The sequence below is a fragment of the Bacteroidia bacterium genome, from assembly GCA_026932145.1.
Lineage (GTDB): Bacteria > Bacteroidota > Bacteroidia > J057 > JAIXKT01 > JAIXKT01.
Genome location: JAIXKT010000032.1, coordinates 41,015 through 57,107, shown reverse-complemented (window position 1 = coordinate 57,107; position 16,093 = coordinate 41,015). Strand labels below are relative to the sequence as shown.

Annotated in this window: 5 protein-coding genes; 4 read left to right on the top strand and 1 reads right to left on the bottom strand. The window is 42.5% G+C overall.

Going from position 1 to position 16,093, the window contains the following annotated elements:
• Window positions 1-87: 87 nt before the first annotated feature.
• Window positions 88-3,261 carry a T9SS type A sorting domain-containing protein gene (locus LC115_07950; GenBank protein MCZ2356604.1) on the bottom strand — a complete coding sequence of 1,058 codons (3,174 nt, stop codon included), beginning with the start codon at window positions 3,259-3,261 and terminating at the stop codon, window positions 88-90.
• A gap of 3,753 nt (window positions 3,262-7,014) precedes the next feature.
• Between LC115_07950 and LC115_07945 the strand changes: the two genes are divergently transcribed.
• The 4 genes from LC115_07945 to rpsT all read left to right on the top strand — a co-directional run bounded on the left by LC115_07945 (window position 7,015) and on the right by rpsT (window position 16,059).
• Window positions 7,015-10,290: a T9SS type A sorting domain-containing protein gene (locus tag LC115_07945; GenBank protein ID MCZ2356603.1), complete on the top strand. Its 3,276-nt coding sequence runs from the start codon at window positions 7,015-7,017 to the stop codon at window positions 10,288-10,290.
• 15 nt (window positions 10,291-10,305) lie between these two features.
• A complete protein-coding gene (gene kbl, locus LC115_07940) occupies window positions 10,306-11,499 on the top strand; it encodes a glycine C-acetyltransferase (protein MCZ2356602.1) in 1,194 nt (397 codons plus the stop codon).
• 460 nt (window positions 11,500-11,959) lie between these two features.
• Window positions 11,960-15,685: a hypothetical protein gene (locus LC115_07935; GenBank protein MCZ2356601.1), complete on the top strand. Its 3,726-nt coding sequence runs from the start codon at window positions 11,960-11,962 to the stop codon at window positions 15,683-15,685.
• A gap of 122 nt (window positions 15,686-15,807) precedes the next feature.
• A complete protein-coding gene (gene rpsT / locus LC115_07930) occupies window positions 15,808-16,059 on the top strand; it encodes a 30S ribosomal protein S20 (protein MCZ2356600.1) in 252 nt (83 codons plus the stop codon).
• The last annotated feature ends 34 nt before the right edge of the window (window positions 16,060-16,093 follow it).

Below are 16,093 nucleotides of genomic sequence, written 5' to 3'. Positions count from 1 at the left end.
ATTTTTCACTATCGTATAATATATTTTTTAGCTAAAATAGAAGAGGCTGCCTTTAGGGCAGCCTCTTCTATTTGGAAACAGAATTTATTATTTCGTTTTAACTACCTTTTGGGTAATAGTCTTTGTTGAATTACTTAATACTACGGTATAAGTACCTTCAGCAATTCCTGAAATATCTAATATGAAAGTCTGTGGTCCTTTTTTCGCTGTAAATTGTTTTTTGAGAACTTCTTGGCCTAAAACATTAATCACTTTGGCCTGCAAAATATCATCTTCCGGAGTGAAGAAGTCAATATTAAGCTGCCCACTAGTTGGATTAGGATATAATTGAATACCTAATTCATTAGAGTTAATCATTGCTGATACTACATTGGAATATCTGAAGCCTCCGTTAGAATCTATTTGCTTTAAGCGGTAGTAGTATAAGTTATTGGCGTTCACATTTTTATCATCATATCCATAGGTATGCTGTACTTGAGAAGTTCCATTGCCGTCCACCCAAGTGATTTTTTGGTATTGATGCCCATCTAAACTTCTCTCTAATTCGAATCCTACATTTTCAAATTCTTTTTCTGTAATCCACTTAACTGCTATGTATTGATTGTTTATTGGGTTGGCAGTCAAAGAAAGGAAATCTACGGGGAGAGGTGTAGTAGATTGTTCTACACCAAATTCCGAGAATCCGTTTGTAATATTGAGGCGAGTGATTCGGGCTGATGTAGATGTTGGGTCGCAAGTACCGTACATATTCCACGAATTACCAGCCCCTGTAGGTTGCTTCATAACCGTGTAACCTGCTGCGCCCGGGCAGTAGTTCGTTACTGTGCGTGGATATAACGTAGGTGAATAGATAGCATCACTACCGGAAATAGAAGCACCTCCTGCATTGAAAGCATCTATTACCCATTTACCATTATCAAAAGGATCGCAGTTAAATGTAGTTCCGCATTCTGCTATATTAAGAGCAGAAGGCAAAATAGGGTGTAAGATAAAGAATGCTCTTAATCTACGAATAGAACCTATATTAGAGAAGTCTATTATTGAGCGTTGATAGCCCTTAGAAGCCGGTGCAAGACCTACGGGGAATTCGTAAGCTCCTATTTGGGTAATTTCTCTTCTTAAATTACCTTGTACATAAGAATTTATACCATGTCCCAAAATCGCTGTAAGAGAACCATTCATCACATAAACTTCGTTAGCTCCTGTAACAATTCTGCCGCTTGAGAATACCAATGTACCTCCATTACTTAAAACCATGTCATTGTTTAGGGTAACAGTAGCAGTACCTGAAGTATTATTGATTATTACGTTGTAAAGATTACCAGCACCTGTTCTTGTATAATTTTGGTTTCCTACGATTCCTTGGAACTCAACCGTTCCCTGTGTCATTGTTACAGTACCTGCTTGGGACCAATTTCCACACACCCCTAAGTAAGCATCCGGTGCGCCAAAAGTCAAAGTAGCTCCCGTTCCAATCGTAATATTTTGGCATTCTGCATGGGTAGGATAAGAAGGGATAGTCGGTTGATTCGGGCAGGCACCACCGCCGGCTGCCGGCGGACGATTAGCCTGAATATCTGCATTGATACCACAATCAGGTAAGCAACCTACCGGATACCAGTTATTGGGGTTAAACCAACTGTTAGAAATATTTCCTGTCCAATAAACGGTAGCTTGAGGAGGCAATATTGTTCCGGTTACTGACGTTCTTGCACTCTCAGAACAACCTGCTAAGGTTACCGATACATAATAAGTGGTAGTAGTAGCAATAGTTGGGCTAAATTGTAATGACAAGTTAGATTGTAGAGCTACTCCCCCCATAGATACATTATACCAATTGTAGGAGGTTGCACCCGCAATAGGATTTACGCTTAAATCTACTTGACCAGCACCACAACGAGCAAAAGGCGTAGCTGTGGGAGGTGTTACCGCACCCGGGGTGATAGTAATGGGTGTCCTTGCACTGTGGCAACCATTAGGCGATTCAGCTTCAGCATAATAAGTTGTAGGGGCGTTGATAGCTATAGTGGCAATATTATCACCATTACCGTAAGTTGTGCCGCCGGTTGGGGCATTCCACCAACTAAATATAGTACCTATAGGGCAGGTAGGGCAAGTTACGGAAAGAGTGGTGCTTCCACCCACACAAGGAGTAGTAAACGCACCTGCAGTAGGCGTAGATAGTGCTGTTCCTGTAAGGGTAACCAAAGTACGGGCAGATTGGCAGCCTTGAGCGTTCTCTGCCTCCACATAATAGTTCGTAACACCCGAAGGGCAAGAAGCAATATTGTAAGTAGGCCCGACTGCCAAGGCTGAACCTCCGCTTGGTACATTGTACCAAGTAAAAGTAACACCTGACGGTGCTGTAGCCGTTAAAGTAGCCGAACCACCCGTACAAGTAGCCACATTAGCTGCTGTAGGTACCACCGGAATAGGATTAATGGTAATTGTTCGTGTGGCAGTACCCAAAACTCCACAACAAGGAGTAGTTATCTGGCAATTCACCGTAAAAGTAATCGGTGATGCAGTAGCGTTCGGGAAAGTAATAGTAGGTGAAGGAGAAGTAGAAGAAGAAATAGTTGGCGTTTGACCGGAAACCGCAGGTGCAGACCACAGAAAAGTATAACCGGGAGTTACTCCTACAGTAGTGGTAAAACTCAATGTACCCGGGCAGGAATTAACTGCCGATGCCGTAATAGTAGGTAGCGGCGGCACTGACACAATCACATTGTTAAAATCTGTATAAGTATTGGATACAAAAGTAGCCGGCGATAACTCCACATTGGTACACTGAACATCATCTAACCAAACTTTACCACCATTAGCCGTAACAGATACATCTGTACAATAACCTAAATAAATAGTATGTGTTCCTGCAGGTACATTAATATTAAATGCTGTCCAATTGTTATTACAACCACTAGCTATAGTATTTGTACCTCTCACCGGAATGGCATCAATAGCATAATTAAATAAATCATAAGTACTTTCTGAACCTATTTTATAATAACCTGAAAAAACACCAGCAGAACATAATGTTAAGGTGATAGTAGCATAAGTTGTAGCATAATTTCCACAGTTTGCAAGGTTTATTACGTTAGTACCACCACGTGCGCCACCGGTTACACAAGTGCCAGAGCAATTAGTTGCATAAGGTACGGCTCTATTGGCTACGCCACCGCCGGCAGTAAAAGTCCAGCCTTTATTGCTTTCAAAGTCATCAGTCCAAGTGCCACATACTTGTGGAGTTCCAGTAGTCATTGTTATGACTTTTCTACCAAAACCGGAGTATTGGGTGTTGATGGGTGAACCTGTTCCACTGGCAGGGCTAGCGGTAGCACCAAAGCTGGTCCATGAAGGAGAGGGTGCTGCCGTAGTGTGTGTAAAGTTTTGGCCGGTACAAGAAGCACCTGATACAGTAATAATAGACTGAGTAAGTAAGTTAAAATCAGCAGGATTATTGGCACCTATTCCAAGCGATGAGCTGGAACCATTATTTTTATAGGTAACGTTTGAGCCGGAAACGAGAGCTATTTTACAAGTTAGTCCGGAAGGGCCATTTGCTCCCGTTCCACCCGTTCCACCTGTTCCACCCCATCCCCCCCATCCACCACCGCCACCATCGCCACAACGGCTATGATCTTGACCTGCCGAACCACTAGAACCACCTGATCCTCCTGCTCCCGTTCCACCAGAACCACCTGAACCCGCAACATTACTAAACATACAATCTGTAATTTCTGCGCCTGTTCCATTGTTAATAATATAGATAGGGAAAGATCCACCGCCGCCTGAGCCGCCTGTTCCGGGGTTGCCGCCACGCCCGCCGGTGCCGCCTGTACCTCCATTCAAGCCACCACCGCCGCAAGAGCACGTACAGCAAGTACCGAGGTCGCCGCCGCCGCCGCCGCCGCCGCCGCCGCCGTGAATACCGCCAGTTCCTGTGGTGCCTACCCCGGCAGGGTTGTAAAAGGGATTAGCCAAACCGGGCGTAGCAGCCGTAGCCGGCTGAGCAGGTGTACCAGGTATACTAGGCGTGCCACCTGTATATCCTCTACAAGTATTCGCATTACAGCCCCAAAAATTACATCCTCCACCACTACAGCCGCTACCACCAGCACCACCGGCACCACCATTGGAAGATGTTCCTCCGGCAGTTCCTGTAGCGCCAGTACCCCCGCACTGTGTCCAGCTTCCACCACCACCACCACCACCGGTGCCGGGTGTTCCAGATGCATTCAAGCCAGAACCATTTGTTCCATTCACACCAGAGCCGCCGATACCGGAAGTAATGTAACAGCGAACAATTTTATAGTTAGAGCAACCCGAACCTACATATACCCCGTAGTTGGTTACACGTGAGCCAGCGGCTGCATTGGCTACTTCTATGCGTATATCTTGTAAGCGCATACCGGCAGATCCTGCTGCAAAACGGATAGCTGAAACCCGAGGGGAACCTCCACCTACGTCAGTATCTTGAGTCGTATTTCTCCTAATAATAGTGGTATTTGCGCCACCAGACATATCAGAAGTTTTGGAAGTAAATGTGCCATTGTATCCTCCTTCTAACTCATTGTTACAACTAATGGTTATAAAATCTGAAAGGTTGTAAACGCCTACAGTCATTTTAATCACTACGTTATTTGTTCCGGCTATGCTTAATGCATTTGCTAAAGTAGTAGGTGATGTCGCAGCTAATCCTGTTCCGCCACCTCCAGGAGAGACAAAGAGTACATTACAAGTAGGAATGGGGGGGGGTGAAGCAGCAGAGCTAATAGTAGTGCTCACGGGAGCACTTACGCAGCCGGCAGGCGAAGTAACGGTTACAGTATAAGTATGCCCGGGTGTTCCGGTTATAGATGTACCCGTTGTTGGGAACCCACCTTCTGCCGGTGAGGCTGTCCACGCATAAGTACAGCCGGCACAAGGGCCACCGCTGATGGTAGCATTAGCGGCTATCGGTACATTAGCAGCGCAAATAGCTATATTTTGCGGAGTTACAGTTGATACCGGTGCGGCTACACCTGTAACGGTATAACTTGCTGTTTTTACGCAAGCACCATAAGTAATAGTAGCTGTATAAGTTGTAGTTGTGGCAGGTGCAACCGTGTAAGTTTGCCCAAAAGGAGTTCCACCTACGGTTCCGCCGGAAGGCATCCATGCTACACTTGCTCCTGAAGCAGGTAAGCCGGCTAAGGTAAAGGTAACATTAGTGCCTACTCCCAGACAAATCGAAGGTGCAGTAGCAGACATAGTTGGATTCGCCAAGTAATTGAATGTTAAGACAGTACCTGTATTTAGGGTATAGCCGGGGGTGCAAGCAGCAGATAAAATAGTGCCCGTTAAGTTAATAGAATAACTGCCTGATGTGCCGGGTGTGTTAAATGCTATATCTACTGTAGTTGTTGAGGTAGGGCTTCCCGTGCAATTTACAGGTGTAGCCGAGGTTAAAGTCAGGCCGCCGATAGCTGAAAAATCCGCTAATTGAATAGAGGAACACCAAACGGGTTGAGAAAAAGTTACACGAAGGTTCCCATTTGTACCACAAGTAATGGTACCAGAATAGGTGGGTAATGCAGGTACTGTAAAAGGAATTGAACGAGAAGAGGTTCGGGTATTTCCGCACTTATCTTTAATACCCGTAGCTGTAACGGTATAAGGCCCTCCATTTAAAATTGTGCTTGGATTATATGATAAGTAAGCTTGTGTAGCAAAAGTACCAGATCCACAACCTACGCCGGTAATAGCAGTTATCGGAATAGATGCAGGTAAGCCACCTGCAATAGAAAAGTTAGCAGGTATTAAAGAAGAACATTGAACAGGTTCGTCAAAGGTAACTAAAATCTGACCTGAAGTAGCAGCACAATTTAAAGTAGCTGTACTTATGGTAGGCCCTGTATTGTCAAAGATAGAAGCTGTTCCATTGAAAGCGATGGTGTAGCCGGTTACGTCACGTGTATAGTTATCTAAAACCAATACATAAGTTTGCCCTGCGGTTACATTAATACCGGGCATCTTTGGCGATTGGCTGGCATTATAGCTGATATTTCCCCCTACTACGTTATTGGCATCAATACCTGTTTGCCCGTAGGTTCCGGAAAAGTTACAACGAACAGGGGTCATCGTAGAAATATTTGAGCAACTATTGCCTGTTATGTTGAATAAAGCGAAGTCATAGTCATAAGGAGTATTGATCATAAAGCCAAAACTCCCTGAAGATTGAGCCGTAAATATGTACCAAACTGTTTTTTGCTCATTTGCAAGTAAACAAGTAGAACTCAATTCCTGAATATAGCCATAGTCGTCATACGATGAGGTTTGCGTATAACTTTGCTGGCAAATAGGAATAGCATTACCACAGTCCGAATTAGGGCTGGTAGCAAACGGCGTAAAAGAACTGCCTATTTTTGGCGGCAATGCGTTAGTCGCTCTTGGCGGTAGCGCATTGAGAGAATCCACCATACGCATTTTTTCTGCTACTCTCTCCGGAGACGGTAAATCTCCTTGTGCGTAAAGTAACCCAGATGCGCTTAGGCACACATACAGCAGAAAACTAAATATCTGCTTAGACCGAAAATCGAGGAAATGTTGAGACATAACGTTGAAGTTAATAGTTTGTTACAAAACTAAGTATAAATATTGAACTTTTCAACCCAAAAACAGAAAATTGATTATTTTTTTTGCAAAAAGTATGGGTTTTGGTTCAGAAAGTGTAATAAAGCGATTGATAATCAAGGAGTATCTTAATAGTTTAGGTATAGAACAAAACTAAGGATTACTTACCTTTATACTACCAAAGTATCAAAAATATCTCAAAATAGAAGCAACTCATTACAAGTTAGAAATAGAAAATCAGGTGGGATTTCTAAGGGATTCACCGAACTACAAGAAAGCTGCGATACACTTAGAAAACGTAGCTTTCATACTTTCCAAACCATAACCCATAAAGAATAATTCTAAACACCATTATGCCTAAGTTAAACTTTACTAACTTTGCTTATTGTAATATATTTTGTGAAAAATCTACTAAAAGTCCTGTGTTTTTTGATTGGGATTTTACCTTCTATTTTGCTTGCACAATCTTGGATAGACCCGAATAATCCGCCAAAAACATTTCAGGAATATCAAGCATCCTTTAAACAGTTTAGGCAAAAGTACGATTTACGCAAAACAAGAGGCTGGAAGCCGTATCAACGTTGGGAATATTTTTGGGAGCCACGTATTTCAAGCGCAGGGACTTTGTCTAATCCTATGCAGTTATATTCAGAGTGGCGTTCTTATGAAACCTTGCATCCTCGCACCCATAAAACTCAGGCTGCTATGTGGGAGCCTCTTGGCCCCGAAGGCCGTGTTCCTCAATCTGGAGCAGGTCGCGTGAATTGTATCGCCTTTCACCCAACCGACAATAACACTTGGTACATTGGAACTCCAGCCGGCGGTGTCTGGAAAACTACTAACGGGGGTAACTCTTGGATACCCTTGACAGACGGAATCCCCTCTATCGGAATAGCTGACATCATAATAGACCATTCTGACCCAGAACATCTGTTTATTGCTACCGGAGATCCTGACGGTAATGATACCTATTCAGTGGGAGTTATGGAGTCTTTTGACGGCGGAGGTTCTTGGTCTATCACCGGCTTAAACTTTCAGGTTTACCAAACCCGCCACGTATATCGGCTGCTAATGCACCCCAATAATCCGGCAATTCTCATCGCATCTACATCCAATGGCGTTTTTCGTTCTACGAATGCCGGTGTAAGCTGGACACAAACTTATTTCGGGCAATTACGAGATTTGGAAATCAACCCTGCGAACCCCGATATTATCTATGGAAGCGGATCTTCTAATTTTGCTCGCTCCACTGATAACGGCGTTACATGGCAAGGTATTACAAATCAAATCACAACAAGCGGAGTAAATCGAATCGCCATAGCTGTAACCCCGGCAAACCCAAACATTGTTTATGCATTACTATCCAAAAGTGGTACAAACGGATTTGCAGGACTTTGGCGTTCTCTTGATAACGGAATCACTTGGTCAGAACGTTCTAATACGCCAAACCTACTTGGTTGGGAATATGACGGCTCAGATAATACCGGGCAAGGTTGGTATGATTTAGCCTTAGCTGCTTCCTCAGTAGATGCCGATATGGTTTTTGTTGGTGGCGTAAACATCTGGAAATCAGGAGACGGAGGTAGCACTTGGTCGTTAAGTGCCTTTTGGATGAATGATATTCATGCTGACCAACATACACTCATCTTTCAGCCGAATAGCAACACTTTGTTTGCAGGCAATGACGGCGGAATTTACTACACCACAGACTTAGGGTATCTTTGGGCAGATGCCAATAATGATATTCAAATTATGCAGTTTTACAAAATTAGCGTAGCTGCATCTAACTCATACATCGCCATTGGGGGAGCACAAGATAATGGTACAAACGTCTATAAAAATGGTTATTGGGAAAGTGCCCTTGGTGGAGACGGAATGGATTGCCATATTGACCCCGTAAATTCCGGTATTATGTATGGCTCTTTATACTACGGAGCCATCAGTAGAAGTACCAACTTTGGGCAGTCTTGGACAAATATCTCTGCCGCCAGTAACGGTGCGTGGGTAACTCCTTTTGCCATCAACCCAACCCAAACAAATACTTTATATGCCGGATATGACGAAATCTATAAAACTACTAATCGTGGAAACTCATGGGCTAAAAAAACAAACGGAATATCCAGTGGAAACCTCTTTAGGCATCTAACGGTCGCTCCTTCTGATGGTAATTTCATCTATGCAGCGACTTATTCTACACTATACACATCCCAAGATGGCGGAAATTCATGGGTAGATCTTTCCAATAATTTGCCTGCGGGTCAAGATATTTCCGGAATAGCTATCCACCCGGACGACCCAATGGTACTCATGATTACCTACTCCGGCTATGACCCCAATGCCAAAGTATATCGTTCCTATGACGGCGGCTATGTATGGGAAAACATCTCAGGAACACTCCCTAACGTTCCCATAAACTGCTCTATCTATGAAAAAACCGACATCGAAGCAATGTATATCGGAACAGATTTAGGCGTTTTTTACCGCAACTCATTGCTATCAGACTGGATGCCTTTTAATGACGGTTTACCAAACACAATTGTTAATGATTTAGAAATAAACTATTTGTCAAACAAGATATATGCCGGAACTTATGGACGCGGTTTATGGACTTCTCCACTATTTGCCGGTGATTATGAATGTTTTTCCCGAGAAAACTTTTCTGCCGGCGCTCCCCAACTTATTTTAGACAGCCGAAATACCTTTATCTCTGGAAATAACCTTGATGGAGACGTTATGAAAGCCGAATTCTTTTCTGTAAACAAAAAAGACTTATTAAAAACAGGCTCTATCACGTTTAAGTACGCTACACAGGCAAACCCCAACACAATGGTTGATATTTTCGCCTTTGCAAACGATGGTATTAATGGAACGCCTTATTCAATTTTAGGAAAAACATCTGTGTCTTTATCTCGTATTTTGAATGATATTTCCCTCAATCAATCTACAATCATTGACTTTCCGTTAGCAATTGAGGTTAAAACAACCGGATTTTATATTGCCGTTAAATTACCAGACCAAGCCGGAGATACCGTAGCCATTGGAATTGGCACTCCAAAGTCTAACAACACGGCATGGTCATTATTATCCAACGGGACTTGGGAGTCTTATGATAGCCCTCGTTGGAGTAGAGCTTCGGCACACCATATTCTCTTGTTATCAATATCAAGTGCTATCGCAGCCAACTTCAACACCTCCGTAGATACTATTGCAGCAAACACTGTTCCAGTTCGTTTTTCGGATATGTCCACTTCGGGAACATTTCGTTGGGCTTGGAACTTTGGAGATAATACCACAAGTAGCCAACCTAACCCAAACCACACTTATACCACATCAGGGGTTTATGTAGTTACATTAACAATCAGCAATGGGCTGTGCAGTGATACGATTTCCAAACAAATCGTGGTATTGCCTACCGGTAGAGAAAGTTTAATAGATAAAAACATTACAATCTTCCCTAACCCAAATGCTGGGCAGTTTGAGCTAAACTGTACCAACTTTGATTTACCATTAGCGAATCTAAAGATATTTGATACACAGGGAAAAATGCTGCATCAAGAGCAAATATCTACCCGTTTTCCAAATTATATTTCTACAGAATTATCAAATGGAGTTTACCACCTTGAAATACAATCTGGAGCACGGCGCTACGCGCAGCGAATAGTGATTTATCATTAATTTTGTATCTAAAATATGTATAATACGAATTTTCAGACTTGGCTACAGCAAGAATTAACTGCTATCGAGAGTGCCGGATTGTTTAAGCGTGAGCGGATTATTGCAAGTCCGCAAGGTGCCGTAATTACGTTAGCGGATGGAAAAGAAGTCATTAATTTTTGTGCTAATAACTATTTAGGGCTTTCTTCGCATCCACGTGTGTTGGCGGCTGCGCACAAAGCCTTAGAAACTCACGGCTTTGGAATGTCTTCGGTACGCTTTATTTGTGGAACGCAGGATATTCACCTTCAATTAGAGCAAACCATCTCCTCTTTTTTGCATACCGAAGACACTATTTTATATGCAGCGGCTTTTGATGCTAACGGGGGTGTTTTTGAGCCACTCTTTGATGAAAATTGCGCTATCATTTCTGATGAACTTAACCACGCCAGTATTATTGACGGTGTTCGGCTTTGTAAAGCAATGCGTTTTCGGTACAAACACAATGATATGAATGACTTAGAGCGCTGCCTACAAGAAGCGAACCAAGCTAAGTATTGTATTGTCGTAACAGATGGCTCCTTTTCAATGGACGGTACAATAGCGCAGTTAGATGTTATTTGTAAATTAGCGAAGCAATATCAAGCCTTAGTTATGGTTGATGAATGTCATTCAACTGGTTTTTTGGGAAAAACCGGTCGTGGCGCAGTAGAGTTACGCGGTGTGTTAGGTGAAGTGGATATTATCACTGGCACATTAGGGAAGGCTTTGGGGGGAGCTTCCGGCGGCTTTACCTCCGGCAGAAAAGAAATTATAGCCCTATTACGCCAACGTTCAAGACCTTATCTATTTTCAAATACCGTAGCTCCGGCCATTGTGGGCGCAAGCTTAGAGGTTTTCAATATCTTACAAGAAAGTACAGAATTAAGAGATAAATTAGCAGAAAATACGCTTTTCTTCAGAAAAGAAATGACTAACGCCGGCTTTAGCATAAAACAGGGAGAGCATCCTATCGTTCCCATCATGCTTTATGAAGCAGAATTAGCTCAGCGTTTTGCCGAAAACTTACTCAAACAAGGAATTTATGTAATTGGATTTTTCTATCCGGTTGTAGCCAAAGGCCAAGCCAGAATCAGAGTTCAACTTTCGGCTGCCCATACCCGGCAACATCTGGAAAAAGCAATCGAGAGTTTTGTCCAAGTCGGAAAAGAATTAAATGTAATATCGTGATACATAGCTAACTGTGTAATTTATACATTGAAGTTGCACAAATAAAGCGGCTATCTATCCAACGTTATATCCAATTTTGCCCGTAGTTCTGTGCCGCTTACAGATCCTGTTTAGACAGTACCCAAAAAAGTTTATCAGGTTTGGTAACTAAATATAGATAGTTCGTTATTTAGTTTTAGGATTAATAATTTTGGACGGTTCGGGTTCAGTAAGTAAGTTTGTATGTTTAGCATTGTGAACAAACGATTTTTTAGAAAAAACTACCCGAAAATATCATTGAAAATCAGATAGTTACTTAAATATAAATTTTTTGTTTACAATCTTTATTGTTTAAGTTTTAAGAAATTTTTAGGGCTTGAAATAGGAATCATAGTTTACTTTTTTTTAAAAAAATACACTTAAATATCACAACATTTATTCGGGAAAATACGTAATATTGCGTTAATATACTATTAGTCCGATGAAATACAACTCTCCTTTACAGTATTTACAGATTGCTTTGCTGTCAATTTGTTTTGCTATACAAGTATCTGCGCAGGTAGGCATTGGCACACTCACCCCTGATGCCTCTGCTATGCTGGATATTCAGTCAGGCGATAAGGGTATTTTAGTGCCTCGAATGACCACTTCAGCCCGATCCGGAATAGCATCTCCGGCAACCGGCTTGCTGATATTCAACACAGATATAAATCAGTTTGAATATTTTGACGGTACTGTATGGATAAATATAAGTTCTGGTTCCGGAGATAATCTGGGCGACCATACAGCTACCCAAAATATAGCATTAAATAACAACTATCTAAGCGGGGACGGAGATAACGAGGGTGTATTTGTAAATGGAACTGGAAACGTAGGGATAGGCACTACTGCACCAAGCCAAACGTTTTCAGTAGCAGAAAAATTTCAAGTGAATATTAATGGTAATATTGTTAAAATAAACGACGTACCCACCAATTTTCCGGCTATCCAAGGCGGTGCCAATACTTATTTAAAAAATGACGGCAGCGGAAATCTCAGCTGGGCACCATCCGGCGGCAATAGCTGGAATTTAACCGGCAATGCCGGCACAGATACTTCTATCAACTTTATAGGTACCACTGACCTAAAGAGTTTGAAGTTTAAGGTCAATAATATGCAAGCCGGGCGCATAGATACCGGTTCCGTATTTTTAGGCTACAGAGCCGGCTTGGTGAATACAGCTAAAACCAATGTAGGCATTGGTAATGGAGCTTTAATGCGCAACACCACGGGGGGGTATAACACGGCAAGCGGTTTTAATTCGCTATACAGCAACACCACGGGGGGGTATAACACGGCAAGTGGTTATCTATCGCTATACAGCAACACCACGGGGAGTTATAACACGGCAAGCGGTTATTATTCGCTATACAATAACACCACGGGTAGCGGCAACACAGCGAGTGGTTATCTATCGCTATACAGCAACACCACGGGAGGGTATAACACGGTAAGCGGTTTAGGGTCGCTATACAACAACATCACGGGTACCTATAACACGGCAAGCGGTTATCAATCGCTATCCAACAACACAGCGGGTAATAACAACACGGCAAGCGGTTTTAATTCGCTATACAGCAACACCACGGGGTGCGGTAATACAGGGAACGGAAAATATTCATTATACAATAGTTCATCAGGTAATTTTAACACCGCCTTTGGCGATAGCACTTTACTTACCAATGCCACCGGCAGCAATAACAGTGCGTTAGGGTATTTTGCCGATGTAGGTAACAATAACTTAACCAATGCTACGGCTATTGGGTCAAGAGCCTATGTAACAGCTAATAACAGCATGGTGCTGGGCAGCATAAACGGCCAAAACGGAGCTACGGCAAATACTAAGGTAGGCATAGGGACTACTGCACCTACTCAGCCGTTTTCTGTCGTAGAGAAATTTCAAGTAGATATTAATGGTAATGTCGTTAAAATAAACGACGTACCTACTAGTTTTCCGGCTATCCAAGGCGGTGCCAATACTTATTTAAAAAATGACGGCTCCGGAAATCTCAGCTGGGCACCATCCGGCGGCAATGAATGGAATTTAACCGGCAATGCCGGCACAATTCCAGGAACACACTTTATAGGAACTACAGATAACAAACCGATCCTGATAAAAAACAACAATACAGATCGCTTCCGGTTTACTACAAAAGGCCAAATTGAAGTCTTAAATAGCGCACAATCCGTATTCCTAGGCGAAAACGCCGGACAAAACCAAAATAATGGCACAGACCGATTTAATGTGTTTATTGGCACTAATGCAGGACAAGCTAACACTAACGGAACTAATAACAATGCTATCGGCTATCAGGCATTATCTAACAATACAACCGGTATTAATAACACATCTGTAGGCTATCAGGCATTACAAAATAACACTACGGCAAATAACAATACGGCAGTAGGCAGCTTGTCTCTTAATGCTAATACCACGGGTGCTAACAATACAGCATTGGGACAGCGCTCAATGCTCTCAAATACAAGCGGTAATAACAACACAGCCGTTGGATTACGATCATTATCATTAAATACAATTGGTATTTCCAATACAGCTCTGGGTGCATGGGCGCTATACTCAAATGTGGACGGAAGCGAAAATACGGCAATAGGTCTTGGAACAATGAATAACAACAGCTCAGGATCTCGAAATGTGGCTATGGGTAATGGTAGTCTCTTCAACAATACAACCGGAATAGGTAACAGCAGCTTAGGCTATAACGCAATGATTAACAGTAACTCCGGAAGCTATAACACAGCAATAGGAGATAGTTCACTTCTTAGCAATACTACCGGAAATTACAATACCGCTTTAGGACGTAATGCCGATGTAGGCAGCAATAACTTAACCAACGCCACAGCTATCGGAGCAAAAGCTTATGTAACTACCGACAACAGTATGGTATTAGGCAGCATAAACGGCCAAAACGGAGCTACGGCAAATACAAACGTAGGGATAGGCACTACTGCACCAAGCCAAACGTTTTCAGTAGCAGAAAAATTTCAAGTGAATGCTACCGGTAATGTCGTTAAAATAAACGACGTACCTACCAATTTTCCGGCCACCCAAGGCGGTGCTAATACCTATTTAAAGAATGACGGCTTCGGGGGCTTAACGTGGACATCTTTACCGACTGGAGAATCCACTACGGCCAGCAACGGATTAACGCTATCCGGCTTTGATGTGCGCTTAGGAGGCAACCTAACAACAAATACAACACTAACCCAAGGTTCTAATAGCTTGACTTTTGAAAACAGCGGTGGCAGCAACACTATTTTTAACTTATCTTCTACCGGAGATTTTGAGGTGCGGGATAACGGCACAACAGCCTTTATCGTTGATGATGCCGGAAGGGTAGGTATCGGCACGGCCGTACCTACCAACCCATTACATTTACTTGGCAATGCTTATTTTGCTTCTAATAATGTAAACAACAGCACACCTTCGTTGTTCGTAAGGAATATTCAAGGTGGGTCTTCACCGGGGACACCCGTAGGTACTTCTGCATTATTTGCTCACGCTTCGTCTGACGGTTCGGAGCCCAAATACGGTGCCGATATATCCGCCACTACAAGTTCAGGTACAGGTGGAGTAACTGCGGCATCTATACTTGCTCTCGGAAATACAGCAAATTCTACACGTGGTTTAGACATAAGCGTTTCTGGAGGTACTGTTTCTGCTTTTGGCGTACGCACCAGTGTTAATTCAACGACTGCGGCTACCGCTTATGGTTCCTATAATTCTGTAGTCGGTGCTACCGCAGGAAAAAACATAGCCGGATATTTTGGGGCAAGCGGTGCCACTACCGGTAATTATGCCATCATTGTTCCTCCTAATGCCGGTAGTGTAGGTATAGGCACAAATAACCCAAGTTCCACCCTCCATAACAATGGATCCTTCTCACTACCTATTGTTGTTGTAGGAGTAGGAACAATTAATTTAGATGATACCTATTTTACGGTAATAAAAACAGGTATTCTGGGTGCTTTGAACCTCCCCATAGCCAATACCTGCCAGGGTAGAATTTACGTTATCGTAAATCAAGCAGCAGGCCCGATAGCTATTACCAATTATTTCAATCTCACAGGTGCTTTTGTTGGTAATGTGCCGATAAATTCCAGTGTTATGTTACAGAGTGATGGGGCAAATTGGAGGCAGATTTTGTAAGGATTACTTTATGATTAGACATACTTCACAAAATCTAAGTAAAATTCCCAAAAATAACACTTGGAAACGTCATCAGGTAACTATAACTTTGCGCCCTAAAATTCAGAACAGACAGAAATAATATGGCTAACACATCATCTGCGAAAAAGAGAATTCGCCAGATTGCTAAGAGAAGATTACGTAACCGTTACAAATTGGTTACTACTCGCACACTGATCAAAACACTCAGAAAAACCAAAGAAAAAGAAACCGCTACTTCATTATTTCCGCGTGTAGTTTCTATGATTGATCGCTGCTCCAAGCATCATATTTTTCACCGAAATAAAGCTGCAAACTTAAAATCCAAATTAGCTAAATACATAAATACTTTGTAATCAATACTTAGTATGTTGTATTATTGGAATAAGT